At 40.2% G+C, this 26652-nt stretch carries 23 protein-coding genes; 18 read left to right on the top strand and 5 right to left on the bottom strand.

Annotated elements, in window-relative coordinates:
• Positions 1-29: 29 nt before the first annotated feature.
• Positions 30-1550: a hypothetical protein gene (locus tag WCV88_01435; protein ID MFA6474846.1), complete on the top strand. Its 1521-nt coding sequence runs from the start codon at positions 30-32 to the stop codon at positions 1548-1550.
• A 30-nt stretch (positions 1551-1580) separates the two neighbouring features.
• Here WCV88_01435 and WCV88_01430 read toward each other — a convergent pair whose 3' ends face one another.
• Positions 1581-2333, bottom strand: coding sequence for a hypothetical protein (locus tag WCV88_01430; GenBank protein MFA6474845.1), 753 nt, complete (start codon positions 2331-2333; stop codon positions 1581-1583).
• Between the two features lie 96 nt (positions 2334-2429).
• On the opposite strand from WCV88_01430, the gene WCV88_01425 reads away from it, so the two are divergent.
• The 13 genes from WCV88_01425 (at position 2430) to WCV88_01365 (ending at position 15957) form a co-directional block, all read left to right on the top strand.
• On the top strand, positions 2430-4223 hold the full coding sequence (locus WCV88_01425) for a RecQ family ATP-dependent DNA helicase (GenBank protein ID MFA6474844.1): 1794 nt from the start codon (positions 2430-2432) through the stop codon (positions 4221-4223).
• A 99-nt stretch (positions 4224-4322) separates the two neighbouring features.
• Positions 4323-4745, top strand: coding sequence for a response regulator (locus WCV88_01420; GenBank protein MFA6474843.1), 423 nt, complete (start codon positions 4323-4325; stop codon positions 4743-4745).
• Between the two features lie 153 nt (positions 4746-4898).
• Positions 4899-6275 carry a hypothetical protein gene (locus WCV88_01415; protein ID MFA6474842.1) on the top strand — a complete coding sequence of 459 codons (1377 nt, stop codon included), beginning with the start codon at positions 4899-4901 and terminating at the stop codon, positions 6273-6275.
• A gap of 117 nt (positions 6276-6392) precedes the next feature.
• Positions 6393-7427, top strand: coding sequence for a histidine kinase N-terminal 7TM domain-containing protein (locus tag WCV88_01410; GenBank protein ID MFA6474841.1), 1035 nt, complete (start codon positions 6393-6395; stop codon positions 7425-7427).
• A gap of 3 nt (positions 7428-7430) precedes the next feature.
• Complete coding sequence (locus tag WCV88_01405; GenBank protein ID MFA6474840.1) at positions 7431-8360, top strand: EamA family transporter; 930 nt, start codon at positions 7431-7433, stop codon at positions 8358-8360.
• A 25-nt stretch (positions 8361-8385) separates the two neighbouring features.
• Positions 8386-10020: a HAMP domain-containing sensor histidine kinase gene (locus WCV88_01400; GenBank protein ID MFA6474839.1), complete on the top strand. Its 1635-nt coding sequence runs from the start codon at positions 8386-8388 to the stop codon at positions 10018-10020.
• Between the two features lie 4 nt (positions 10021-10024).
• Complete coding sequence (locus WCV88_01395; protein ID MFA6474838.1) at positions 10025-10426, top strand: response regulator; 402 nt, start codon at positions 10025-10027, stop codon at positions 10424-10426.
• A 76-nt stretch (positions 10427-10502) separates the two neighbouring features.
• Positions 10503-11225 (top strand): hypothetical protein, encoded by a 723-nt coding sequence (locus tag WCV88_01390; GenBank protein ID MFA6474837.1) that lies wholly within the window; start codon positions 10503-10505, stop codon positions 11223-11225.
• Between the two features lie 3 nt (positions 11226-11228).
• A complete protein-coding gene (locus WCV88_01385) occupies positions 11229-11717 on the top strand; it encodes a nucleotide exchange factor GrpE (GenBank protein ID MFA6474836.1) in 489 nt (162 codons plus the stop codon).
• An 86-nt stretch (positions 11718-11803) separates the two neighbouring features.
• Positions 11804-12169 (top strand): Hsp20/alpha crystallin family protein, encoded by a 366-nt coding sequence (locus WCV88_01380; GenBank protein MFA6474835.1) that lies wholly within the window; start codon positions 11804-11806, stop codon positions 12167-12169.
• 45 nt (positions 12170-12214) lie between these two features.
• On the top strand, positions 12215-14134 hold the full coding sequence (gene dnaK / locus WCV88_01375) for a molecular chaperone DnaK (GenBank protein ID MFA6474834.1): 1920 nt from the start codon (positions 12215-12217) through the stop codon (positions 14132-14134).
• 8 nt (positions 14135-14142) lie between these two features.
• On the top strand, positions 14143-15288 hold the full coding sequence (gene dnaJ / locus WCV88_01370; protein MFA6474833.1) for a molecular chaperone DnaJ: 1146 nt from the start codon (positions 14143-14145) through the stop codon (positions 15286-15288).
• Between the two features lie 39 nt (positions 15289-15327).
• On the top strand, positions 15328-15957 hold the full coding sequence (locus WCV88_01365) for a hypothetical protein (protein ID MFA6474832.1): 630 nt from the start codon (positions 15328-15330) through the stop codon (positions 15955-15957).
• 126 nt (positions 15958-16083) lie between these two features.
• On the opposite strand, the gene WCV88_01360 is transcribed toward WCV88_01365, so the two are convergent.
• The 3 genes from WCV88_01360 to WCV88_01350 are packed head-to-tail and all read right to left on the bottom strand — an operon-like array spanning position 16084 to position 19333.
• Positions 16084-17052, bottom strand: coding sequence for a tRNA-dihydrouridine synthase (locus WCV88_01360; GenBank protein ID MFA6474831.1), 969 nt, complete (start codon positions 17050-17052; stop codon positions 16084-16086).
• Complete coding sequence (cysS, locus tag WCV88_01355) at positions 17049-18419, bottom strand: cysteine--tRNA ligase (GenBank protein ID MFA6474830.1); 1371 nt, start codon at positions 18417-18419, stop codon at positions 17049-17051. The genes WCV88_01360 and cysS overlap by 4 nt, the downstream gene beginning before the upstream one ends.
• A 2-nt stretch (positions 18420-18421) precedes the next feature.
• On the bottom strand, positions 18422-19333 hold the full coding sequence (locus WCV88_01350) for a magnesium transporter CorA family protein (GenBank protein ID MFA6474829.1): 912 nt from the start codon (positions 19331-19333) through the stop codon (positions 18422-18424).
• Between the two features lie 60 nt (positions 19334-19393).
• Between WCV88_01350 and WCV88_01345 the strand changes: the two genes are divergently transcribed.
• From WCV88_01345 to dnaX, 4 genes are read left to right on the top strand one after another with little or no spacing between them, the layout of a single operon-like run.
• Complete coding sequence (locus tag WCV88_01345; protein MFA6474828.1) at positions 19394-19909, top strand: hypothetical protein; 516 nt, start codon at positions 19394-19396, stop codon at positions 19907-19909.
• Positions 19910-19912: 3 nt separating this feature from the next.
• Positions 19913-22456, top strand: a complete 2544-nt coding sequence (locus WCV88_01340; GenBank protein ID MFA6474827.1) for a type IV secretion system DNA-binding domain-containing protein — start codon at positions 19913-19915, stop codon at positions 22454-22456.
• A 35-nt stretch (positions 22457-22491) separates the two neighbouring features.
• Positions 22492-23076: a hypothetical protein gene (locus WCV88_01335; protein MFA6474826.1), complete on the top strand. Its 585-nt coding sequence runs from the start codon at positions 22492-22494 to the stop codon at positions 23074-23076.
• A gap of 56 nt (positions 23077-23132) precedes the next feature.
• Positions 23133-24677 (top strand): DNA polymerase III subunit gamma/tau, encoded by a 1545-nt coding sequence (gene dnaX, locus WCV88_01330; protein ID MFA6474825.1) that lies wholly within the window; start codon positions 23133-23135, stop codon positions 24675-24677.
• 1781 nt (positions 24678-26458) lie between these two features.
• On the opposite strand, the gene WCV88_01325 is transcribed toward dnaX, so the two are convergent.
• Entirely contained in the window at positions 26459-26599 is a 141-nt protein-coding gene (locus tag WCV88_01325) for a hypothetical protein (GenBank protein MFA6474824.1), read from the bottom strand.
• Between the last annotated feature and the right edge of the window lie 53 nt (positions 26600-26652).

Raw genomic sequence — 26652 nt, 5'->3', positions numbered from 1 at the left:
AAGTCATTTTTTTTGATAGAATTTTGAACATGACAAGGCGTGAAATACCGCGTGCAGAGATCTTGGATAGAGAAAATCAAGAAATTATTGAAGCTGCCAGACTTGCGGAACAAGCGGCTGTTTTTTTGTCTAACGCTGAAGAAGGTGCACACACTTCTGGTGATACTGCTGCGCTCGCTCGTTTGGCGTATCAGCTACATAAAGGTGGTATTGCTATTGCTGTATCCAAATTGCTGGCGGAAATTAAACAGAGAGTTACTACGGATGATCGCATTACCATTCCACAGCGTCATGATAGGGCAAATGATCGAGATTGGGAGTTGATGGATATTGGTGCTTGGCAGTATTTGGCTGGTGATACTGTTTCGGCTGAGCAGACATTACAAGTTATCACTGATCCCACTATTCAAATTGATATGCTCTGTCGAGTTGCTGAAAAGAAATCGGATCTGGCATTGCTCGCTCGGGCTGAAACGATGATTGATACGTTACCGGAATCTAGTCGAATTGATAAAGCCAATTCAATCATTGATTACTATGCCAGGCAAGGGGATCGTGCCACAGTGGAACGTTTAATTAACAAATACTACGCCGATCCTAGCAAACATCGTGAAAAATTATTGTCTAGTGCTTTACTACTAAGTGAGCATGGTTGTGTGGTTGATGATATCGTGATGGCCGAGTATCAAACCGATTTTTCAGATCGTGAGTCGTTGATTGAAGGGTTAGTAAAAATTGGACGTATATCTGAAGCAACTGAGTTGTTATCGGGATCGCCAGAAGAAGATAGTCCAGATTTCATCAAGGCAGCTGGTCTAGCCGCAGCGCGTTTAGGAGATATTCCCAATACGCAAGCCATGTTGCAATTACTAAGCACAAAGATCGTACGAGCAGTGGGTGCAGGGCGACGCTACAATGAAGTAAACTTTCAGACTGATCAGGATGATATTAATGGAGAAGTAGCATTACAATATGTTGAGCGCCCACATTCAGCTAGCGAACGAACAGCGCTAGTCGCTCATTTTAAAGAGCCGATCGCACTAGGGGTAAAAAAGTTAATACATGAAACTGTTGCCAATCCCTATAAACAGGTTAATTTTTTAATACGATTAGGTGATAGTTTAGCTAAACATGGTGCCAACCCAAATTTTGGTGGAGTGGTAGATGCTGCTGAACATATAATGCAGACAAACCCAAAAACATTTCAAACCGATGATATCATAGCACTGGAGCTTGCGACTGCTAAACAGTTAGCCGAGCTGTCCTTTAGTAGTAACTCACATCCAGACATTTTGGTGCGCGATGTTCAGGTATACCTGAAAAAGGCTGAGAAACTATTGGAAACGGCAAACCTTGAGCCAATTAATTTAGCTTATTATCGAGAAGAAGCTTGGGTGGTTCAAGCAAAATTAGCTGCGGGCTTAGGTCAACAAGCCAGAACCTTACTAGGAAGTGGTCATAAAACGAAGGCCCGTATTACCTCTCAATTACGCAAAGCGGAAACGTCTCCAGCAGCGCGGAGTTTTTTACAAGCACTACAGCCCAACTAATCCCTTAACGCCCGTAAAGACAATAGTCTACTAAAAACTTTCAGGCGCCCCTGCTTTTTTTTCCAAAATAGTATATAACCTTGCTTTGTCACCAAGCGGTCGGCGTTTATATACTACGTCTATGTGTTGCTCCTTTAAAGTATCAAGTCTCGTTTCCATATCTGTCAAAGTTGTCGCATCAAGCCAGGGTGACTGAACCAGCATTATGCCCCGTTCTGAAAGCAGGCGATACCAACGAGTGAATACTGCTGTCATGAATCCAGGTTCAGTATACGGACCATCGCTGATTGCCCCTTCCATCCTTTCGAAGATAAGATCGGCCTTTTGGCCATTTAACCACTTGTTTATAGTTTGCTTTCCCTCTGTTGAAAATACATCCGCAGTTATAACTTCGTGATGACGTAAAGCGTCTTGTGCCTGTTGTGGATGTGACGCGCTTCTATTGTCACTTAGTAGAACTCCTAGACTTCTTTCAATAAAACCTGGAGTAAATTGTGAAAAAAGTCTTGATGCTCTGCCGCCAAGCTCAATACCGATCACTGGTTTTGATGCTAAACGTGCCTCAAGGTATGTTTTTAAATCTGTAAACTCTTCCGGGTACATGCCTCTAAAATCAAACTCACTATCATAAGGATGCTCGAATCCTGATGCACGTTTAGAAGGATCAACTATTAATGCAGAGTCTTGTATTCCCCAATCTCCACCTGTTTCATACATTCTATGCTCATCAGTTTTTTTCCGTACTTGTCTAAAAGCGTCTCGAAAATGTTTATATTCAGTCATAGCGATATGATAACAATAAATATAGGTTATAGCTATTGACAGGATCTTTGAGTTTGCTATTATCACTCACAAGCGCCCCCAAGAGGCGTATTTTTTATGAGAACACTACTGAAAAAACATTTTGGTTTTGAGGAATTTAGACCATTGCAAGAAGAAATCATTAACCACGTCATGGCGCAACGGGATTGTTTGGTGTTAATGCCAACCGGTGGGGGAAAGTCATTGTGTTTTCAGATGCCGGCAGTCGCTGTTGAGGGGGTGACAGTGGTGATATCGCCATTGATTTCTTTAATGAAAGATCAAGTAGATCAATTGCGCTCCAATGGCATTGAGGCGGCTTTCTTAAATAGTACACTCACTGCCAATCAGATTGAGGATATTCAAGAACAAACCCTACATGGGCATGTTAAACTATTATATGTGGCACCAGAACGGTTAGCCACGTCTGGTTTTCAGGAATTTCTGCATAGTTTACCAATTAGCTTAATCGCCATTGATGAAGCACATTGTATTTCAGAATGGGGACACGATTTTCGGCCGGAGTATCGTAATTTAAAAAAACTCCGTGGTGATTTTGCTGATGTGCCGATTATTGCTCTCACGGCCACCGCCACTGAAACAGTTCGTGCGGATATTTTAAAGCAATTAAACTTACATGAGCCGAAAGTTTTTATTTCCAGTTTTAACCGGCCAAATTTAACCTACTCGGTTCAGCCTAAACAAGATACCTTTGGGCGCTTAGTGAAATTATTACGGCATTATCAAGGAGAGAGTGTTATCATCTATTGTTTTTCGCGGAAGGGCACAGAAGAATTAGCCGAACGGCTGCGGAGCCTAAAATTTTCGGCTGCCCCCTATCATGCTGGTTTAACTAGCGCTGTGCGGCAACAGACACAAGAAAAATTTATTCGTGATGAGATCAATATTATTATTGCTACCATTGCGTTTGGTATGGGGATAGATAAACCCGATGTGCGTTTGGTGGTGCACTATGATTTACCAAAATCCGTGGAAGGGTATTATCAAGAAACCGGTCGGGCGGGGCGGGATGGTTTACCGGCGGAGTGTGTGCTGTTTTTTTCTTATGCGGATAAACGTAAACATGCTTGGTTTATTGAGCAAATGGCCGATCAAGCTGAGCGTGATAAAGTTTGGCAGCAATTAAACTGTGTCATTAAATATGCTGAACTGCAGCGTTGCCGACGGCAGTTTTTATTAAACTATTTTGGTGAATCCTATCCATCAGGTAAATGTGCCAGTTGTGATGTTTGTACTCACCAAACTAGTGATGAAACAGTTGAGGAACCTGCCTATGATGCAACTCTTTTTAATGAATTAAAAAACCTGCGTAAACAACTAGCCGAGCAGTTAGGCGTGCCACCTTATATTATTTTTGGTAACACGAGCTTGCAGGAAATGGCCACCTATTTTCCACAAAGTCAGACCAGTTTTGTGCAGATCACTGGTGTCGGTACAAAAAAACTGACTCAATTTGGAGATAGTTTTTTAACGGTCATTAAAACCTATGCCCAAACGCACAATTTAACCGAGCAACCGAAACCAGCTAAACCACCTAAAGAAATCTTTGTCTTCACCGGCTCCACTTATGATTTAACTAAGCAGTTACTTCAACAAAAACTCACCATTGCCGACATAGCCAAACAGCGTGAGGTTGCTGCGAGTACGATAGTTAGCCATATTGAAAAATTATTAATCGTTGATCCGCAACTTGATATTGCCTATCTAAAACCAGATGGGCCACGTGTTGCTACTATCATTCAAGCGTTTAAAAAAATTGGTGGCGCTATGACTCTTAGCCCCGTGCGCACCCTACTAGGGGAGAGCTATAGTTATGATGAATTACGGTTAGTGAGACTGTTTGTGAAGTAAAAAACGGATCGCTGAAAAGATGAGAAGAAACTGAAGACGCTGAAGTAAGTAGTAAAAAGCCTATGGTCATTGCTTGATAAAACTGTTACAATTATTTTTATGAATGGAATTAAACCCAAAGTTCTACTAATTGACGATGATCAGATGTTGATTGACATGTACAAACACAAATTCTTAGTGGATGGCCAGTGCCGTTTGTCAACGACTACAGATACAACTCAGGCCATATCTTTAGCCGAAACTGAACAACCGCAGCTAATTCTGCTCGATCTGGTTTTGCCTAAACAAAGTGGTATACCCGATGCCATAAATAAGGAGGTTGGTTTTAATCTCTTGAGTGCATTGAAAAATAATCCACAGACTAAAAACATTCCCGTTGTTGTATTTACTAACCTTGATGAGGGTATAAAAAACGAGAACTTAGAGCGCGCGCAAAAACTAGGGGCAGTAGATTTCTGGGTGAAGGCACGGTATCAACCCAGTGAGGTGGTTGATAAAGTGAAGAAATTGGTGAAAATTTGATTCAACGTGCGACGGCGCTAACAAAGTTTTTAGCCAAATTTGCCATAGTTTGAGTAGTTTTTTCAACAAAAATTTCAGCGACGGCGCTAAAAGGTATTGTGTAATTTTGTGAATGGTGTAGTGTGTGGGCATTCAAATTTAAAATAATCAAATATGCTTCTCATCACCATTCTAAAATATGTTCTACCAATCACCATCGCCTTTGATGCGATTGTATCAATTATACTAATTGCTAAAGGTCGCTGGAACAAAACTATCTTGTGGTTTAGCATCGCGTTGAGTTCCATGGTTATCTGGGAAATATTTTTTTGGTTTTCTCAATATACCGATCATGGCATATATGGTAATAATTTTATTGATAGAGTAGAATTTTTATTTGGGTATTTAATTATGTTTAGTACTTTAGGTTTTTTAGTAAACTATTCAGAAACAAAAGTGTTGCCATGGATTAAAATGATTGGTTTTATTGTGTTAGTTCTTGTGTGTATGATGATACCAATAATTGGTGTCGGTTCACGTCTTTATGTTGGTTCTAAATATCATAACTATATAATAGAATCAAATTCTTGGGGGATGATGTTTTATTATGGGGCATTTGCTGTCATGATAACATTGGCACTCTATTTATTATTTTTTCGCGTAGTTAAATCTGGAACATCTAAGTTAGAAAATGCCAGACAATCATTAGTCCGTAATAGTTTATTATTTTCATTATTAGCTACTCTTTGTACGATTATTATCCCGTTAATATTTGGTATCATCTGGCCTGATAAACTTTACTTATTGGGTTCAGATCAATTTGTTAGTGTGCTGATTTTAAGTGCCACCATAACCAGTGTTTGGACAACCACTACAGCTTATGCCATAACTCGGTATCGTTTGTTTGATATCACTATTCGTTTACGTGGGCAAATAATTCTTGGATTTATTATTAGCATGTTGGTTATTGTATTGATTGCAGTATCATATCTAATACAGCAGTTTACAAATTTATTTGTTGTACAGGCGGTTGTGTTATTTGTAATTGGTGTAATTGATATGGTTATATTGTTACATTTTAGTCATTATCTCAGTAAACAATCATCGCTGTGCTTTGCTTTACCGGAACATCGGCCGATGGATATGTCCGTGGAATGGTTGATACAAAGAATAAAACTATACTTAGTTGATGAATTTGACATTGTTACCACTGATATTTTTCTATTCGATTCCCAAAACAATACCTTTTTTAAGGTGGGGGACGAACTGGTTCAAGTGCAACCTGATGATCATATGACGAATCTTCTAAAAAATAACACCATGCTATCGATCGACGCTGTTTCACACAAATTTATGAAACAACTTAATTCTAATACTCAATACATCCTTCCATTACTCAATAATGACGTTTCCGTGGGTTTCGTTGGGGTTATCTTGCCAAAAATAACCCCTAATCATAAGGTTGATCAGGGTGTAACTGACGCCATGCGTCGCTTTGCCGGTTTTTTGCATCAAGCCATGGCTGTGGCGAGTGTGCAGTATAAGAAATAAGTTTGATAAAACAGTTTTGTATGCTACAATTTAACTTAAAGAGTAAACTAGATCGTACAATTCATTCATGTGAACAAGCCTGGATACCATAAATTTTGAAAGTGTACTAAGAAAAAAATGGAAAAGCGCACTAAAATAATTTTATACTTTTTTCTACTCGCTGGGGCCATAGCAATTAGTGCTTCTTTTTATAGGAATATTGTCGTGGAAGATATTTCGGTTTTATTGGTTAAGGGAGCCACACCTGTACCTATTGCAACTGTCAGCGCTGAAATACAGGCCTGTGAATGGTCACCTGTGTACTTTTTCTTTTTTTCAGAAAATGTGTTTGATCAAGTCGTCTACTACTCCCATTTCATACCAGCACTATTGTCGCTCATTTTTGGATTATATGTTTTTCGCAAAAGCAGAAATAATCCTCTGACCCGCGCATTACTGATCATTGTATCCTTGTTCTTTATTTGGTCTATGGCGGATATGATTGTCTGGGCGACAGATCAACCTCAGTATGTCATGTTTTTTTGGGCAATAACTAATCTTATCGATCCGCTGATTTATTTTGTCTGTCTTTATTTCACCTACCTTTTCCTCAATAAAAAGCCTTTGTCATTTCAATCCGCTATGATTGCAGGGGTTCTTCTTTTACCGACTTTTATCTTGTTGCCCACGCATTTTAACTTGGAGAGCTTTGATCTCACAAATTGTGATCGTAATGCAGTGGAAGGAGCATTGGTCTTCGCCAATTATTATATTGAAACCATCTTCATGGGGTGGGCACTAGTCTTGGTGCTTAAAAAATATTTTAACTCTAAAGAACAGGCTCAAAAATCGGAAGCTTTAACTGTATTATGTGGGCTAATCTTCTTCCTGATCTCGTTCGCACTGGGAAATGTTGTCGGCAGCTACACCGGCAACTGGTCCTACGGCCAATATGGTTTGTTTGGTATGCCGTTTTTTATAGGTTTCCTTGTCTACAATATAGTAAGATATAAAAAGTTTATTCAACAGATGAATGCAAAGTCAACAATTTTAATGGTGATTTTGATAGTTAGCGTGCTCGTTTCAATTTCAATTTTTTTTACCTATAAGAGATCTTTTGTGGATCGAAGTTTTGCAATTGTTGAAGGAGAAATATCGGGGGAAAATCAATAATTTATGCCGAACTGGTTTATATTGTCACTAGTAGCTCCGACTCTCTGGGGTGTTGTTAATCATATTGATAAACATATTCTTTCTAGATATCAAGAGGGCAGGGGTGTTGGTGCTATTCTTATTTTTTCTTCCCTTTCTTCATTTATTATTTTACCATTTATTGTCTACTTTCATTTTTCTGCAATTTTCAATATATCTCTAAACAATTTTTTTGTATTGTCATTTATTGGTTTCTTGGGTGCTATGGCTTTTTATTTTTACTTGAAAGCAATGGACATAGAAGAAGCCTCAACAGTAATCCCATTGTTTCAGCTTGACCCTATTTTTGGTTATATTTTAGGTTATTTTCTTCTTGGAGAGTCACTTAACGTACCTCAGATCTTTTCTTCCTTATTAATTTTATTAGGTATTTTAATGCTTTCCGTGGAGATTGATATAAATAACAAATTTACTTTAAAAAAGAAAGTCCTATCGTTAATAATTTCTGCTTCCTTTTTATTTGCTGTCAGTGGAGTTTTATTTAAAAAATTAGCTCTTGAGAATGGTTATTGGGTATCGATTTTTTGGCAATATGTTGGGCTGACAATTTTTGGAATAGTAGTTCTAATTTTTTATAAAAAATTTAGACAAAATTTTATCGCTATGATTACTGCGCCGAAACTAAATGTCTTGTCTCTCAATGTAGTAAGCGAGCTTTTATATATAGTTGGTGGCCTTGCAAACAATTTTGCTATATTGATCGCCCCTGTAGCCCTGGTGTTTGTTGTAAATAGTTATCAATCCCTTTTTGTTTTTCTTAGCGCCGTACTATTAACAATATTTTTTCCAAAGTTTATATCTGAGAAAATCTCCAAAAAACATTTATTCCATAAGATTATTTCTATCGGAACTATCTTAATAGGTAGTTACTTCTTATATTCAACTTCCCATTAACAACATTTACATGTAGAATACAGTTATGGAACAATTATGTCCCTGGGAAACAGCTCAATACTTTATTTATTCAAGTAACATACCTACTCTTTTTTTCTACTCACATATTCCAGCTATAATTGTAGCATTACTTGTAGGATTTCTTGTTTTTTATAGAAGTGGTAAATCTAAAGTAGGAATATCTTTACTGACAGTTAGTATTTTGTTTTCTTTATGGTGTTTATTTGATTTGATAGTATGGGCGACAAATAGACCAGATGTTGTTTTGTTCTTCTGGTCGTTACAAATCTTAGTTGAACCGTTCGTCTATCTAATATGTTTCTATTTAGCGTATATATTTATTAAAAACAAAGACTTGTTATTAAAATGGAAACTGTTAGCTATACTTTTATATTTGCCTGTAGTTTTACTTTTACCGACCAACTATAGTCTGATTGGTGTAAATGTAAGTACATGTAATGCCATAGAAGGTTTTATGGCTCAATATTTTACTTATATTATTGAATCAGTATTTATATTGTCAATTACATTTCTGACTATTTTTGAATACAGAAAAATTTCTACCCCTACGAGAAAGAAAGAGGTAATGATCTTTGGTATTGGAATCGTACTATTTTTAATAGCATTTTCTTCGGGTAACCTAATAGGAAGTTTTACAGAGAACTGGACGTTAGCACAAGTTGGTTTGATAGGCATGCCTATATTTATCGGTTTCCTTATGTACGGCATAGTAAAATATAAAACGTTTAACATCAAACTTGTAGGTTCTTTCGCATTGGTATTTTCTTTAGCCACGCTGAATTTTTCCATGATTTTTATTAGTCAAGTTGAAACACTACGTATTGTGACGACAGTTACATTTTTACTGACTATAATATTTGGTATTGCATTGATCAAAAATATTCTTCTAGAAATCAAACAAAACCAAGCCATCGAGCAACTCATTAAAGCGCGATCTGATTTTTTGACAGTGGCATCCCATCAACTCCGTACGCCTGTATCCCTAATCACCGGTACACTATCGTTGATGCAGGACGGAACAATAGACCAACTACCGCCAGACCAGAAGGCCAAGTTACTTGAAGGTATTTTTGTAAAATCCAGGAAACTCACTTGTATCATTAACGATATTTTGCAGGCATCAGAAATGGATATTATGAATTTTCACCTGTCCAAGGAAGCTATTAAACCGTTAGATGTGCAGAAGCTATTAAAAAAAGTTTATACTGATCTTCAAGAAAAGGCCGACGCAAGCAAAATTACCCTTACCTATGAGCAGGTAGCGAGTGACAAGGCTGTCATGGTTTCCGGCAATGAGCATTATCTTGAAAATGCTTTGTTTAATATCGTTGATAATGCCATCAAATATACACCCAAAGGCTTTGTAAAGATGGAACTACTATTACCTGAAATAGGGACTAACAAAGTCATTGTAAAAATTAGTGATTCAGGTATTGGTGTACCCGTAGATGATCAACCCAAGATATTTGAGAAATTTACACGTGCGAGAAATGCTGTTAACTCTTATGCTGATGGGTCTGGCTTAGGATTATTTATTGTAAAGAAAATCATTGAAGCTCATCCGGGTGGTAAGATTTACTTCATTAGCCCAGGTGAAGGCAAAGGAACGACATTTTACGTTGAACTGACCAAATCGTAATGATATGACTAAGCAAGTGCTGCTAATTGAAGATGACCTTGATCAAGCAATGCTTTACTTCATTGCATTTCAGCATGTCGGGATGAAACTAGAAACGGCGGATGGTGGTAATTACGGCCTAGCCCAAGCTCGCGCTCTTCACCCTAACCTAATCTTGCTTGATATTATTATGGAGGATATGAGTGGTATTGAGGTTTTAAAGAAACTGAAGTCAGATACTACTACCAATAATATTCCTGTTATTATGCTATCAAACCTGGCCGGTCGGGAGATTATGGAACAAACCAAAAATTTAGGTGCTTTGGCATTTTGGGAGAAAACTAAGGTGATGCCTACTGAAATTGCTACGAGGTGTAAAAGAATGATGGGTGTTGTACCCTTGGACAATTTACGTCATTATCGCTGAGTTACAAAAGAAATACTTGATCAAACATATAATTAGCACTCTTGACAGGGGAGTGCTAATTATTTATCATACAGTTATGGCTGCCTTATCTGATAGAAAACAAGCGCTTTTATTGGGGATTATTGAAGAATACGGCGTTGAGGCCAAACCGGTTCCTTCACAATTGCTTGTGGATAAGTTGGGTTTAGATCTATCTTCAGCGACAATTCGCAATGAAATGAAGGAATTAGAAGACGCTGGCCTGATTATTCAGCCGCATACATCCGCCGGGCGGATACCAACCGAACAAGGGTATCGCTATTTTTTGGAAGAATTCTTGGATAGCAAAAACGAATTGGATACAGCTAGCCAAGAAGAGTTAAGACAATTAACCAAAGTGGTGTCCGATCAAGGCACAGAGGGGATGATTAAAACTGTCATGAAAGGCGTGGCGGCGAAATCACAAGAGGCGATACTGATTAGTTTAAACCGGAGTAGTTTCTTTTATACTGGTATTTCAAACTTATTTAGTAAGCCAGAATTTAAGAGCGTTAATGAGATGTTACGCTTTACTCAATTAATTGATCACTTAGATGATGTCATGATGAAATTGCACAGCACCGAGCCAGATGATGATATTACGTTTTATGTCGGGAGTGATAATCCTATTAGCCGGTATTGTAGCGTGTTGGTGACACCCTATCGTGCTGCCAATGTGGCCGGCACCATGGCGTTGCTTGGCCCGATGCGCATGCAGTATCAGTATAATTACGGGCTAATGAAATATACCAAAGCACTATTAAACACTTATCAACCATAAAATATGACTGAAACAGAACCAATTGAACCGGCCGTCGAAGAACAGGCGGAAGAAACGCCGGAAGAACCAACTGAAATTGATTATAAAGAAGTGGCGCAACGAGCCACGGCCGATTACAGAAACTTACAACGGGAAACAGACGAACGTTTAAAACATATTAGACAATTTGCCAATGAAGATTTACTGCAGGAACTTTGCCCACTGGTAGATTATTTCGATAGCGCTTTCCAAGCTATTCCACCGGAACAACTGACGCAACCTTGGCTGCAAGGTGTTAAGCACATTCAAACTTATTTACTCCAAGTTTTAAAAAACCATTCGGTTGAACGAATGGAGACGGTTGGTAAACCGTTTGATCCACACCTCCATGAGGCGGTGGGTGAAGAAGCCTCCGAGCAACCCGATCAAACCATCGTGCGTGAAGCCCAAGCTGGTTTCATGATGCACGATAAAGTGATTCGTCACGCCAAAGTCATTGTGGCGAAAAAATAAATCAATTAATAACATTAATAAACATACCTATGAGATTAGTAAAATGGTCACCCGTTAACCCGCCCATGTTTCAGGATTTCAACAATATGTTCGAAGATTTTTCTGGCAATTTAACGGCTGGTAATTTCTCTCCAGCGGTTGATGTCTATGAAAAAGATAATCAAGTGGTGGTAGAAACTCCATTACCCGGAGTGGATGCCGACAAGTTAAAAATTTCAATTGAAAACGATGTGTTATCGATTGAAGGGAGTAGTGAAAAACAATCCGAAGTCGATGAAAAAGATTATTATCGCAAAGAAGTGCGTTATGGATCTTTCCATCGCGCGGTGGCTTTACCTTGCAGCGTGGATGGCGATCAAGCCAAAGCCGATTATGTCAGTGGTATGCTAAAAGTTAGTATCCCCAAAGCGACTGTGGCACAGAAAAAGACGATTAAAGTTTCAACTAAGTAACTTAATTAGTAAAGACATGCCATGGCATGTCTCAATAAAAAATTTATGGGAAAAATTATCGGAATTGATCTTGGTACTACCAACTCCTGCGTGGCAGTGATTGAAGGTGGACAACCAAAAGTATTAGAAAATTCAGAAGGACTGCGCACGACTCCGTCAGTGGTAGCCTTATCGAAAAATGGAGATCGTCTGGTGGGGCAAGTGGCCAAACGTCAGGCCGTGACCAATGCCGATAATACTATCTTTTCGGTGAAGCGTTTAATTGGCCGCCGGTTTGGTGAAGCCACCGTGCAGAGTGATATTAAGATGTTACCTTATGCTGTGAAACAAGATGGTGAAGGTGTTAGTGTGAAGATGGGTGATAAAAATTATGCCCCTCAGGAAATTTCGGCCATGGTGTTAGCGAAATTAAAAGCCGATGCTGAAGCCAGATTAGGTGCACCAGTGACAGAAGCTGTCATTACTGTGCCAGCGTATTTTGATGATGCCCAACGTCAGGCCACTAAAGACGCCGGTAAAATCGCTGGCTTGGATGTCAAACGGATTATCAATGAACCAACCGCGGCGGCCTTAGCTTATGGCTTTGATAAAAAAGCCGATGAGAAAATTGCCGTCTATGATTTAGGCGGTGGTACGTTTGATATTTCCATTCTGGAAGTCGGTAACGATACCGTTGAAGTAAAAGCCACTAATGGTGATACGCACTTAGGCGGTGATGACTTTGATCAGTATTTAATTAAATGGTTAATTGATGAATTTAAGAAACAAGAAGGGATTGATCTTTCCAAAGATAAATTAGCTTTACAACGTTTAAAAGAAGCGGCTGAGAAAGCCAAGATTGAATTGTCGTCTGCGCAAGAAACGGAAATTAATCAGCCATTTATCGCGAACGATCCGTCAACTGGTCCAAAACATTTAGTCATTCGTTTAACGCGCTCTAAATTGGAAGAGTTAGTGGGTGGCTTGGTGGATAAATCCATGGAGCCAGTCAAAGCCGCTTTAAAAGACGCCGGTTTGTCAGTGGGTGATATTCATGAAGTGGTGTTAGTGGGTGGAATGACGCGTATGCCGATGGTGATTCGTAAAGTGAAAGAATTTTTTGGAAAAGAACCACACGCTGGCGTAAACCCGGATGAAGTTGTCGCCATTGGTGCTGCCATTCAGGCCGGTGTGTTACAAGGCGAAGTGAAAGATGTATTGCTACTTGATGTCACACCTTTAACCTTAGGTTTAGAAACCCTCGGCGGTGTGCGCACACCATTGATTCCACGCAATACCACCATTCCAACCTCCAAGAGCCAGGTGTTTAGTACCGCGGCTGATAATCAAACCTCAGTGGAGATTCATGTGTTGCAAGGTGAACGGGAAATGGCCGCGGATAATAAATCGCTCGGTAAGTTTGTTTTAACTGGTTTACCACCAGCGCCCCGTGGTTTGCCACAAGTTGAAGTGACGTTTGATATCGATGCTAATGGTATTCTTAATGTGAAAGCCAAAGATAAAGCCACCAATAAAGAGCAAAGTATTCGTATTACCGCTTCCACTGGTTTAAGTAAAGAAGAAGTGGAAAAGATGGCCAAAGAAGCCGAGTTACATGCCGATGAAGATCGCAAGAAAAAAGAGTTGACTGAAACTAAGAATCTGGCGGAAACGATGGTTTATACCACCGAGAAAGCCGTCAAAGAACATGGTGCTAAATTATCTCCGGAAGAAGTAAAAAACATTCAAGATAAAATGGAAGATGTTAAAACTGCTCTGTCCGGTGATGACATTGAAAAGATCAAAAAAACCTCTGATGAGTTAGCCACCGCCGCGCAGAAGATGGGTGAGGTAGCCTATAAAGCCGCGCAAGAGGCGGACAAGGGATCGCAGAAAGGCGCTGAACAAAAACCTGAAGACGCTGAAGGAAAGACAAAAGAGGGAGAGGTTGTAGAGGATGCTGAGTTTAAGGAGAAGAAGGATTAAATTGATTCATGTCTAAAGATTATTACAAAACACTCGGAATCGAAAAAGGTGCCTCGCATGATGAGATCAAAAAGGCGTTTCGAAAATTAGCGCACCAGTATCACCCGGACAAGGCGTCGGGTGATGAGGCTAAGTTTAAAGAGATTAACGAGGCTTATCAGGTGGTGGGCAATGCGGAGAAGCGCAAACAATATGATCAATACGGGGCAGACTTTGAGCAACAGGGTGGTTTTGGTGGTGGCATGAATTGGAATGATTACATGCGTCAGGCCAGGCAGCAATCGCAAGGTGGCGGTGGGTTTAGTGGAGCCAATTTTGATTTTGGTGATATCGGTGATATCTTTTCAGATTTTTTTGGCGGTGGCGGTGGTTCCAGTCGACGTCAGACAACCGGTTCGGATATTGAAGTCAAAGTGGATTTGGATTTTAAACAGGCTGTGTTTGGTTCTGAGCAAGAGATTGAAGTTTATAAAACGGCCGCTTGTGCACACTGCCATGGTGATGGCGCAGAGCCAGGTAGTAAGACCAAACAATGTGCAACGTGCGGTGGCCATGGTGTAGTTGAACAAATTCAGCGCACTATTCTTGGTGCGATGCGGTCGCGCGCCACTTGCCCGGAGTGTCGTGGCACTGGTTCATTGCCGGAGAAAAAATGTAATGAGTGTACCGGTACCGGTGTGAAGAAAAAAACGGCTAAATTTTCTGTGAAGATTCCCGCTGGCATTGATGATAACCAAATGATTCGTTTGGATGGAGAAGGGGAAATGCCAGCGTATGGCGGTAGAGCCGGTGATTTGTATGTACGGGTGCGCGTAAAACCCAGTAAAGAGTTTACCCGCAAACAATATGACATTCTCACCGAGTTGGAAGTATCTTTTGCTCAAGCGGCGCTTGGCACCCATGTTGATGTTGATACCGTCGATGGTAAGATCGAGTTAAAAATTCCAGCCGGCACACAATCGGGTAAAATATTTAGATTAAGAGATAAAGGTGTGCCACATTTAGGTAGTTCTAGTGACAGAGGTGATCAGTTAGTTACTGTAACAGTAATAACTCCAACTAAATTATCCAAGAAAGACAAGAAACTTTTCCAAGATTTAGCCGCCCTGCATGCTGAATCCGTTGATGCTGGCGGTGGCTTGTTTGGTTTTTAGTTGATTCAGATAGTTCGGCTGTGGTATACTGATCTGTGAATGAAAGACAAAACAGTTAAAAAAAATATTACAGTTGTTACTAATACCAACACGGCCACAGGCACAGTAACAAACACCAATGCGGCAACGAATTCGGGTGAAACGATTTCTTCCGCTCAGGTTAATATTGATACGGCCTTAAAGAAAATTGATTTGAATAATCCAACTTGGGATCTTTTTCTAGTTGGTTTTTTTATTGTGGGAGCTTTACTTTATGGTTTATCTCTGGGAAAAGATCGTATTATTGCCATCATGGTTAGTATTTACATGGCGCTAGCGGTAGTAGCGGCGTTACCGGATTTTGTTTTGAATATTAAAGTGAATGATAGTTACACGGTGCAGATTACGGCGTTTATTGCTGTGTTTATTGTGTTATTCTTTTTGTTATCGCGCCAAGCGGTGTTGAATGCGCTGGCTCCAAATGGAGAAGGGAAGTGGTGGCAGACTTTAGTGTTCAGCATACTCCATGTGGGTTTACTCGTGTCCGTGACACTGTCTTTTATGCCGGTAAATATCCTGAATAAATTTTCGCCTTTAACGCAATATATCTTCACTAACGAGTGGACTCATTTTGCCTGGATCGCCGCCCCGATCGTGGCTATGATTGTAGTGGGAAGAAATAGAGAGTAGGAACCTTAGGACACCATCCCCGTCCCTCGATGACTCGGGCCACCCCTTCCTATTGTAGGAAGGGGTTGAAAAAAAATCTGTCTATTTTCTTACCCCCTCCTACGATAGGAGGGTTGGGGAGGTGTTTTAGTTGCTAAGTAAATTATTCCGTATCTCTCCCACTATAACTTCAACTTCTTCGAGTGAGTTCACCCTAACTAACTGAGCCCGATATTGTGCCGCATTAGGGATACCGCGAATGTACCAACCTAAGACTTTCCTTATTTCTACAAAAGGTTTATCAACCTCACTTTCAGCAGCCAAACGAGCGTGCTGCAACATCACATTTAAAATCTCACTCTGGGTGGGCTGCCAATATTGGCCAGTAGTTAAATAATCTTTGATTTGTTTAATTAACCAGGGTTTGCCAAATGTCCCTCGGGCTACAGCGATGCCATCACAGCCAGTATAGTCTAAAGTGTATTTAGCCGCTTCGGGTGTATGGCCATGACCAGAGGCACACACTAAAAATGGTACTAATTGTTTAGCTTCTTTAATACAATCTAAATCAGCGGCCCCTTCATAAGGTTTTTCAAATGGTCGACCATGAATGGTGATATTACTCAATGGTAAATCGGAAATCTTTTTGCAAAAATCGCGTACATGAACTGATTTATAACTGACTCTAGTTTTAACAGATACGGGCATGTCTTGACCCACAGCGTCTATTACAGCCTCTATGATGGCGCGACATTTATCCAAATCACTTAGTAGAGTGCAACCACCTCCGTTCTTGGCTACTTTCGGCGCCGGGCAACCAAAGTTTATATCAACACCATCAAAACCTAATTGTTTTATTTTTATAGCTGCCTCATGAAATAAGTCTGGGTCAGCGCCAAACAACTGAGCTATAATCGGTCTCTCATTATCCTGATAAACCAATAGTTGGTCAGACTTTTCTGCACCATAATGCATGGCATCAATGGACACAAATTCAGGAAAAAGAATATCAGAGGCGAATTGTTTAACCATTAACCGGTAAGCTAAATTGGTTATGCCACTCATCGGTGCTAACCACACCACTGGTTTCGGTAAATCCAACCACGGATTCTTCATGTTTTTTTTATCAAGGGAAATACCCGTGCACCAGTTTTAGTATCCTCAACGACAAACCCATGTTGAGCAATTTTATCACGTAACTCATCGGATACTTTCCACTCTTTCGCTTCACGAGCCGTTTCTCGAGCCATAACCAATTCCATAATTTCTGCCGGAATACTGATCGGTGATTGATTAAGATGTAAGCCTAAAACTATATCCATTTCTAACATGGTGGCATGTTTGATACTGGGATCCATATTTGATCGCACCATAGTCCAAACTATAGCCAATACTTGTGGCATGTTTAGATCATCATTGATGGCTTGGGTGAATTTTTCAATGGTGACAGTATCCACTTCAGTTGGTTCCGGCCAAGTTAACATTTGGTGTCGTAATTTTTCCAGCGCTTGTTGCGCGCCGGTTAAAGCCTCAAAAGTAAAATTTAGTTTCTGGCGATAATGGGCAGTGAAACAGAAATAGCGGTAGGCGAGTGGGTCAAAACCTTTATCTTTGAGTAATTGTAAAGTTAAGAAATTCCCCTGGGATTTTCCCATGCGCTCATCATTAGTGAGCAAAAATTCGCCGTGTAACCAATAATTAACAGTTTGATGCCCAGCCGCGGCTTCGTTTTGGGCGATCTCATTGGTGTGATGGACAGGGATATGATCAATCCCACCGCAGTGAATATCAAAATGATCGCCTAAGTATTTTAAACTCATGGCTGAACACTCAATGTGCCACCCCGGAAAGCCTACTCCCCAGGGAGAATTCCATTCCATCAGGCGTTTACTATTTTTTGGACTGAGCTTCCATAAAGCAAAATCAGTGGGGTGTTTCTTTTCACCCATGGTCACTCGGTTGCCAGCCGCTAAACCTTTAATATCTAGTCTGGCTAACTTGCCGTAATCAGATAACTTACTGGTATCAAAATAAATACCGTCTTTGGTTTGGTAAGTAAAACCTTTAGCTTGTAAGGCTACTATTAAATTTACTTGTTCTTCAATATGGTCAGTGGCGCGACAAATTATCTTGGGTTCTAACAAATTAAGATCTTTACTATCTTGGAAAAAGGCTTCGGTATAAAATTTGGCAATATCCCAGACGGATTTTTTCTCCCGGGCAGCGCCCACTTCCAGTTTATCTTCACCGGCATCAGCATCATCGGTTAAATGTCCAACATCTGTAATATTCATGACATGATTCACTTCATAACCGTTATACTGCAAGACTCTTCTTAAAATATCTTCAAATATATAAGTGCGTAAATTACCAATATGGGCATAATTATAAACGGTTGGCCCACAAGTATATAAACCCACGCGGTTATGATCTAGGGGAGTGAAAGTATCTAGTTGGTGAGTAAGAGTATTATAGAGTTTCATGATTACAGTAATTTCTTTCTTTTAATATAGAGTAAAGTTAAGCCGATTCCTAAACCGGTGAGGGCAGTAAAAATGTAGAAATCTTCCGGTTGTCCGGCAAAGGGAATATCGACAGCATTCATGCCAAATAATCCGGCGATCACACCGGCGGGTAACATGAGTGCCGAAAAAACTGTGAGAGTTTTAATCACCTCATTAATGCGATAAGAAATCAACGATTGGTTGGTTTCATGTAGTGCCTCAATCGATTCTTTATATGATTCTAACTGGTTCCAGATTTCTTGGGTGTAATCGAGTAAGTCATCGAAGTAATCAATATATTTTTTATCTAATTCAACGCTGCGTAAGTGCATTAGAATTTGCCGGTGGGGTTGTACAATGCGTCTAATATCAATAATATTTTGCCGGGTAACTAAAATTTCTTGCAATAAACTTTGTTGGCCAGTTGAAAAAATCCGGCGTTCAATTTGATCAATTTCAGCATCGATATTATCTAATAGGGGATAACAATATTGAAACAAGCGTTGTAATATCTTGTACAATAAAAACTGCGGTGATGCCACCATATACTGATTGCGGGATTCTTCTGAAGCAGTACAGACTTGAAACAAATCAACAAATGGTGGAATGTCACCGCGGTGTACCGTGACGACATAATCTTTGCCTAAGAAAAAATCTATCTCACCAGATCGAATCGTATTGGTTTTACGATCAAGTAACGGAAACAACAATACCAAAAAAATATAATCAGAGTATTTATCTATTTTTGAGCGATGAGTAATAGCTAGGATATCTTCGTAATCCAACACATGAAACGGAAACTCGTTTTTCAAGAATTGCAGTGACGTCTTGGTTGGTTGTTCTAAGTCTATCCAGCGCAACCCATTATGCGTCAGCGTTTCTGGATGTAGCATGAGGGCACTCTAGCAAACGGTTTTATTGCTGTAAAGTCGAATTTGTGTTATAGTAATGGAATGTCTCACGAGCCAGCCGAAATAAAATTACCCGATCATCTTGCTCCCACAGTTAAGCCGGTTGAGGTACAAAAACCAGCGGAAGTAAAATCTACTACTGAGCAGGCCTTTGAGCAGTATAAACAAGTGAATGAGGAGAAACCAGATGAATCTCCATATGTTATCAAGCAAGCCAGACAAAAAAAAGACGAAATAATGACTGACGATACCGGTAAAAGTCAGTTGCAAGATAAATATGAAGAAGTAATGGCTGATGGGTTAGGGGATGTTTATCATACGATGACACCGGCTCAACAAGAGAAATTTCGTAAACGAGGCGAGGAGATCGCCAAAGTCATTGAAGAATTAACCGTACATTTGAAATTAACCGCGCGCAAAGTGATTGAACTCATTCGGGCGTGGTTGAAAATGATTCCTGGTATCAATCGTTATTTTTTAGAGCAAGAGGCTAAACTAAAAACCGATGAGATTATGAAACTAGGGCAAGCCGAAATGTTGCGGCGCAAACATCAATAAATTATGGTGGATTATATACAACAGTATCCAACCATCGCCTTCATGCTCTATGTCGGATTGACTGGAGTTAGTATAGTGGTACTAATTTTTCAAATCAGAAATTTTACGCGTCGTTCTGTGCATCGAGCTGATAGTATGAAACGCGCTATCTTAATGTTGCGCGTACCGAAGGAAGATTTGAAAGAAAAACAATCGGGTGATAATCCGTCTTATCGCAAACAATCAGAAGAAGCCCGCATTAGTATTGCCGAAGCGTTTTATGGTGCCATTCACCAAGTGCCGCATGAATCCAAGTGGACGGAATTTTGGTTTGGTGGTGATGATCATTTTAGTTTTGAGATTGTGGCGGATAAGGATCAATTAATCACTTATTACGCGGTTGTACCACACCGGTTTAAAACATATTTTGAACAACAGTTTCAGGCGCAATACGATGATGCCGTGATTGATGAGGTGGAAGATTATAATGTGTTTGAACCCAATGGAGTGGTAGTGGCAGCACGGCTGAGCTTGAAGAAGAGTCAGGAATTTCCGATTTTGATTTATAACAAGTTGGAAGTTGACCCGATGAATGCTTTAACGAATGTCATGTCTAAATTTGAAAAGCATGAAGGCGCCGCCGTTCAATTCATCATTCGGCCGAACCACTCGCGTTGGGCCAGAATTCCAGCCCGCATTGCCGCTGTGATGCACCAGGGTAAGAAATATGAGCAAGCCCGCGCCGAAGTAGCCGGTTTTATTTTTTATCGTTTGTGGATAGATTTAAAGTACATGTTTTTTAAGAGTCGAGCCAAACGTGAACAGGGCATAGATATTAGAACAGAGCGAGAATATCGTTTATCACCTATGGAAGAAGAAGTGGTGAAAGGCTTTGAGGAAAAAGCCGGTAATCCTGGCTTTGATGTTAATATTCGAGTAGTGGTATCGGCTTCCACCAAGGAGATTGCTGAATATAAAACCCACACTATTTTAGGTGCCTTTTCACAATACTCTGGCACGTTGTATGCGAACGAATTTAAAAATTCCAAACCGAGTGTTAATAAAAAAGAGCTTGAGCATTTTATTTATCGCACGTTTGATCAAAAGAAATCGTTTATTTTAAACACCAAGGAAATTTGCACGCTGTATCACATGCCGTTACCCACCACTGAAACGCCAAATATTCGCTGGCTGTTATCCAAAAAAGCCGCGCCGCCATTTAACATGCCCAAAGAAGGGGTGAAGTTAGGCTTTGTGGAATATCGTGGTGTCACCACTGATGTGCGCATAAAGCGGCCGGATCGGCAACGGCATATGTATGTGATTGGGCAAACTGGTTCTGGTAAATCGGTGATGTTATCGCAATTAGCCATTCAGGATGTAGAAAATGGTGAAGGCGTGTGTATTATTGATCCGCATGGTGATTTAGTCCAAGATGTGCTCGAGCACATTCCGAAAGAACGGGCTGATGATGTAGTGATTTTTTCACCCGGGGATATTGAGCGGCCAGTTGGTTTGAATATGTTGGAATATGATACTGACGAACAGAAAGATTTTGCTGTACAGGAAATGGTGGCGATTTTTTATAAATTGTTTGGCCAAGAAATGATTGGCCCGATGTTTGAACATTACATGCGTAATGCTATGTTGGCGATGATGGATGATAAAGAGGCCGGGTCGAGTTTGATCGAAATTCCGCGCATGTTTACCGATGCTAAATTCCGCAAAGAAAAATTGAAGCATGTCAAAAATTTGATTGTAAAAAATTTCTGGGAACAAGAGTATGAACAATCTCAAGCCGGACAACAAGCCGCCGATATGTTGTCTTACGTTATTTCCAAGATTGGTCGGTTCTTAACCAACGACATGATGCGTAATATTGTCGGTCAAACCAAATCCGGTTTTAATGTGCGTGATATCATGGATAATCAGAAAATATTATTGGTGAATTTATCTAAGGGTGCGATTGGTGAAGTGAACAGCAGTTTGTTAGGTTTGATTATGGTGTCCAAAATTCAAATGGCGGCCATGGGGCGCGCCAACATGCCCAAAGAACAGCGCAAAGATTTTTATTGCTACATTGATGAGTTTCAAAATTATTGTACCGACTCAATTGCGATTATTTTATCTGAGGCTAGAAAATATCGCTTAGATATGATACTGGCTCACCAGTATATTTCGCAGTTGGTGAAAGATAATGACACCCAAATTCGAGATGCGGTGTTTGGCAACGTTGGTACCAAAGTCGCTTTCCGGATTGGTGTGGAAGATGCTGAAATGATCGCTAAAGAGTTTGCTCCCGTGTTTGATGAAAACGATGTGATCAATGTGGAAAAATATACCGCTAATATTAAATTGTTGATCGATAACACCGTCTGTCGGCCATTCAACATGAAAACCATCATGCCGCCACCCGGCAATATTGAGTTGGCTAACCAGTTAAAACAGTTATCCCGCTTGAAGTTTGGCCGGGATCGCGCTATTGTGGAGGCCGAAGTTATTGAACGCGGCAAATTAGATCAATTAGGCGGCGGTTCAGACTTAACTAGTCCCGATTCATTTTTTTAAAAAATAAACAATAATAAAATAAAAACCCAATATTTATGGATACTCCCAGCCTACATGAAGTGCGTCAAGCCCTAGCCAATGCTACCTCTCAATTGCACTACGCCCAACAATTATTAGATAATATCGACAGTAGTGAGTTAGATCGTGTGAGTATGACCGGTGTAACCACTGAGCCGTCTTTTGTTGGTAATAATCAGGTGATTGAAGGTGTGTTTAATGGGCAAAATATGGTTGGCGCCGATGGTAAAGTGTATACCGTGCCATCTAATTATGCGTCTAAATCCAAGCTGGTTGAGGGCGATATCCTGAAATTAACCATTAAATCGGATGGTACTTTTATCTATAAACAAATTGGACCAGTCGAACGAAAACGCATGGTGGGCGCTTTAGTCCGGGATGATAGTACTGGCGAGCTCAGCGTTTTAGTCGGGAAGCGTTCGTACCGAGTGATTTTAGCCGCGGTGACTTACTATAAAGGTCAGCCCGGTGATGAAGTAGTGATATTGACCCCGGAAGATGGTGAGAGCCAATGGGCCGCTGTGGAAAACCTCATTCATCGTGATTCTGACGAAGAACTTTTACCCCTAGGCGATGCCGCTGAATTGCCCAGTGGGGGGTAAATCGTCTAAGACAACTACTTGACCCCCCAGTTTTTTTTGCCTATAGTAACACCCCTATGTCCATCGCCCTCTATCGAAAATACCGCCCGCAAGATTTCTCGGCTGTGATCGCTCAAGATCATATTAAGACTACTTTGCAAAATCAAATTAAACACCAGCAAATTGCGCATGCTTACTTGTTTGCTGGGCCACGGGGGGTGGGTAAAACTACCTTAGCTCGAATCTTTGCTAAAACTATCAACCAGGTGACAGATAATACGGCCACGTATATTGATATTATCGAAATCGATGCGGCTAGCCATACTGGGGTAGATAACGTGCGCGAGAATATTATTCAAAATGCTTATGTGGCACCAAGCCAGTTACCCTATAAGGTTTTCATCATCGATGAAGTGCACATGTTATCCGGCTCAGCGTTTAATGCCTTATTAAAAATCTTAGAAGAACCACCGGCTAATGTGGTGTTTATTTTAGCCACTACCGAGGTACATAAATTACCGGCCACAGTAGTATCGCGCTGCCAACGGTTTGATTTTCATGCCATCAAGTTGCTGGATATTATCAAACGGTTAGAGTGGATTTGTACTCAAGAACACGTGCAAGTTGACCAAGCGGTGTTGGAGCGCATTGCGCGTAAAGGTCAGGGAGCAGTGCGCGATGCGGAAAGTTTATTAGGCCAAGTGTTAGCGATTGGGGGTGATAAAATCACCGTTGAGCAAGCGGATATTGTCTTGCCCCGTGTGGATATGGCCATTGCGGTTGAGTTGTTTACCCATTTAACTCAACGCCAAGCTCAAGCTTTTACTAATTCAGTACAAACCGCCGTGCAAGCCGGTACACAAATGAAAGAATTATGGCAGTTGTTACTAGAATTATTCCGGCGCGGTTTGTTATTTAGTGTGGATCAGCAATTAACCCACCTCGAAGATTTAGATGTGCATAGTGGCACTCATGAACAGTTATTAGCCACACTGTCTTTACTCACCACGGCCGATTATGTGCATTTATTAAATCTGTTTATGTCTGCCGGTGATCTGTATCGCAGTAGCCCAATAACACAATTGATGATTGAAGTACCTGGTTTAACTTGGTGTACCAGTAGTGTGGTTGTAACTCAACCGAAACAAACAATTATACAAAAGAAAATCGCTCCAATCACTAATTCGGTTGTTAACAAGACACCAGTAATTTCAACTAGTGTTGAGACAACCGTTGATACAGTTTTATTACATAAAGTAAAAGAACACTGGGCCGAAGTGATTAGTAAAACCAAAGTAGTCAATCATGCCCTGGCGATTGCTTTATCAATGGCTCATGTCGCCAATGCCTATGCACCAAACCGCGTGCAGTTAGGTTTTCGCTATGATTTTCATAAAGATCAAGTCTGCAAAGTAGATTACATCACCGCCATTAGAAAAATATTATCCCAATTATTAAATCAAGACATGCAACTAGAATGTGTAGTGGGGGAGCAGTACGATATCGATGCCTCAGTACTAAACACTTTACCATCAGATAATATTGCTCAGGTTAATCCAGTTGAAATGGATAATGTGTGGGATCTAGCCCTGCAATCGGTGGGTGGTCAGAGCGGTAAATAAGCTGGCAGGCTTAGATTTTTTTTGTTATCATTGAAAGTGATAACAATGTCAATAAAGAATACAATTTATATTTTTTTTAGTGTTAGCATGTTTTTTGTGGCCGGTAATATCTGTACTGCTGAAACTAGCACCATAAAAATTGGCGATTATGCACCAGATGAAATAATTATCAAATTCAAATCTGGTAAGATTGACTTAAATAACAGTCATCAACTGAGTAGCTTTAGTAACGGAAATAAATTGACTAGTCAGGAAACGTTAAAATTTGCCAATGCTGTAGTTTTTAAGATTAAGAATGAAACTGTATTGGAAGCCATAACCAGGTTAAAAGATGATCCGAATATAGAGTCTATACAGCCTAATTTTCGTTATCGTAATTTGGCCATTGAGACGAACGATCCTTACAAGGATTATCTCTGGGGTTTAGATAATACTGGCCAAACTATAAACACTGTGTCTGGTCTACCAGACGCTGATATTGATGCGCCGGAAGCCTGGTCTATCAATGAAGGTACAAATCTAGATGTAATTGTGGCGGTAATTGATATGGGTGTGGGGTATAATCATCCAGATCTTGCTAATCACATGTGGGATGGTACATCTTGCAAAGATGAAAATGGTAACTATCTTGGTGGTTGTGCACATGGTTATGATTATGGCAACAATGACAAATATCCGTTACCCAATGATGATTCACACGGAACACATGTGGCCGGAACAATTGCTGCACTAAAAAACAATGGTTATGGAATTATGGGTGTTGCACCGAATGCGCAAATAATGGCGTTGCAGGCGACACAGCCGGATGGTTATTTCTACGATACAGAAATTATGAAATCGATTAATTTTTCTAAAGAAAATAATGCCAGCGTCATTAATGCCAGTTTTGGCGGTGGATCTTTCGCTTGTTTTTTTGTTTACGATGAATTAACTTACGAAGCGATTGATAATTTCCCTGGATTGTTTATTGCCGCAGCGGGCAATGATACTGCTGAGCATGATGGCTCAAATTATGTAGTAGTGCCAGCTGATTATGGACATCCAAGTGATTGCTGGGCAGGATTGGACAATGTAATTAGTGTGGCGGCAACTGATTCGAACGATGAGTTAGCTTTATTTTCCGATTATGGAGAAAATTTTGTCGATGTAGCGGCACCAGGAGTTGATGTGTATAGTAGTGTGGCTGAAAACTACTCTTTTTATGAAACTTTCAACACTATTACAACTGGTAATTTACCCAGTAATTGGACCATAATTAATGGTAATTGGGCTGCCGGATCGGTGGCAACATTTAATGCGGCATCTTCCTGGGGCCAGGTGCTGTACCCAGATCTCACAGGTGTGGCTACAACCGGATATTATTATGCAGCAAATAGTGATAGTTATATTTTGTCGCCACTCTATGATTTAAGCGGTGCTAGTACTGAGGCAACTTTTAATTTTCGGGCTCGCTGCGATACACAATATGTTGATATCCCGGTGGATTATATGACACTAGAATTTAGTGCTGATGGTGTCACTTTTACACCAGTCAGTGTATCTTACTATGGGGCAGAAAAATTTGATGAATATATTTTGGATAATATAGAAATGGATTCGGATGCTACCAATGATACATACCATTATTTTGATGATATTTCCTTAGATGGTTATTTGACGAGTAATTTTCAGTTTCGTTTTCATTGGGTAACAGATGGTAACGATAACACATACCGTGGTTGTATAGTAGATAACATTTCTGTAAATTATATGGGGGATGGCAGTAATAACAGCTATGATTATTACAGTGGTACTTCCATGGCAGCACCGCAGGTCGCTGGCTTAGCGGCTTTATTGATGGGGTATCGACCGATGTTAACATCTAACCAAGTAAAAACAGTATTGTTAGCCACTGGTGATACATTAGATTCATTAGTTGGCAAAACAGTTAGCGGAAAAAGAATTAATGCCTACAATGCACTGTTGCAATCCAATT

The organism is Patescibacteria group bacterium, from assembly GCA_041665365.1.
GTDB lineage: Bacteria > Patescibacteriota > Patescibacteriia > UBA9570 > UBA9570 > UBA9570.
Note: the sequence above shows the minus strand (reverse complement) of the source record. Positions and strands in the feature narration are given on the sequence as shown.

What these genes read in the sequence shown, in the direction of transcription:
- WCV88_01415 (MFA6474842.1), top strand. Translation starts at nt 4,899, where the DNA reads ATGCTTCTCATCACCATTCTAAAATATGTTCTACCAATCACCATCGCC.
- WCV88_01435 (MFA6474846.1), top strand. Translation starts at nt 30, where the DNA reads ATGACAAGGCGTGAAATACCGCGTGCAGAGATCTTGGATAGAGAAAAT.
- cysS (MFA6474830.1), bottom strand. Translation starts at nt 18,419, where the DNA reads ATGAAACTCTATAATACTCTTACTCACCAACTAGATACTTTCACTCCC.
- dnaX (MFA6474825.1), top strand. Translation starts at nt 23,133, where the DNA reads ATGTCCATCGCCCTCTATCGAAAATACCGCCCGCAAGATTTCTCGGCT.
- WCV88_01410 (MFA6474841.1), top strand. Translation starts at nt 6,393, where the DNA reads ATGGAAAAGCGCACTAAAATAATTTTATACTTTTTTCTACTCGCTGGG.
- WCV88_01405 (MFA6474840.1), top strand. Translation starts at nt 7,431, where the DNA reads ATGCCGAACTGGTTTATATTGTCACTAGTAGCTCCGACTCTCTGGGGT.
- WCV88_01400 (MFA6474839.1), top strand. Translation starts at nt 8,386, where the DNA reads ATGGAACAATTATGTCCCTGGGAAACAGCTCAATACTTTATTTATTCA.
- WCV88_01360 (MFA6474831.1), bottom strand. Translation starts at nt 17,052, where the DNA reads ATGAAGAATCCGTGGTTGGATTTACCGAAACCAGTGGTGTGGTTAGCA.
- WCV88_01390 (MFA6474837.1), top strand. Translation starts at nt 10,503, where the DNA reads ATGGCTGCCTTATCTGATAGAAAACAAGCGCTTTTATTGGGGATTATT.
- WCV88_01385 (MFA6474836.1), top strand. Translation starts at nt 11,229, where the DNA reads ATGACTGAAACAGAACCAATTGAACCGGCCGTCGAAGAACAGGCGGAA.
- WCV88_01350 (MFA6474829.1), bottom strand. Translation starts at nt 19,333, where the DNA reads ATGCTACATCCAGAAACGCTGACGCATAATGGGTTGCGCTGGATAGAC.
- WCV88_01420 (MFA6474843.1), top strand. Translation starts at nt 4,323, where the DNA reads ATGAATGGAATTAAACCCAAAGTTCTACTAATTGACGATGATCAGATG.
- WCV88_01395 (MFA6474838.1), top strand. Translation starts at nt 10,025, where the DNA reads ATGACTAAGCAAGTGCTGCTAATTGAAGATGACCTTGATCAAGCAATG.
- WCV88_01425 (MFA6474844.1), top strand. Translation starts at nt 2,430, where the DNA reads ATGAGAACACTACTGAAAAAACATTTTGGTTTTGAGGAATTTAGACCA.
- WCV88_01345 (MFA6474828.1), top strand. Translation starts at nt 19,394, where the DNA reads ATGTCTCACGAGCCAGCCGAAATAAAATTACCCGATCATCTTGCTCCC.
- WCV88_01365 (MFA6474832.1), top strand. Translation starts at nt 15,328, where the DNA reads ATGAAAGACAAAACAGTTAAAAAAAATATTACAGTTGTTACTAATACC.
- WCV88_01335 (MFA6474826.1), top strand. Translation starts at nt 22,492, where the DNA reads ATGGATACTCCCAGCCTACATGAAGTGCGTCAAGCCCTAGCCAATGCT.
- dnaJ (MFA6474833.1), top strand. Translation starts at nt 14,143, where the DNA reads ATGTCTAAAGATTATTACAAAACACTCGGAATCGAAAAAGGTGCCTCG.
- WCV88_01430 (MFA6474845.1), bottom strand. Translation starts at nt 2,333, where the DNA reads ATGACTGAATATAAACATTTTCGAGACGCTTTTAGACAAGTACGGAAA.
- dnaK (MFA6474834.1), top strand. Translation starts at nt 12,215, where the DNA reads ATGGGAAAAATTATCGGAATTGATCTTGGTACTACCAACTCCTGCGTG.
- WCV88_01340 (MFA6474827.1), top strand. Translation starts at nt 19,913, where the DNA reads ATGGTGGATTATATACAACAGTATCCAACCATCGCCTTCATGCTCTAT.
- WCV88_01380 (MFA6474835.1), top strand. Translation starts at nt 11,804, where the DNA reads ATGTTCGAAGATTTTTCTGGCAATTTAACGGCTGGTAATTTCTCTCCA.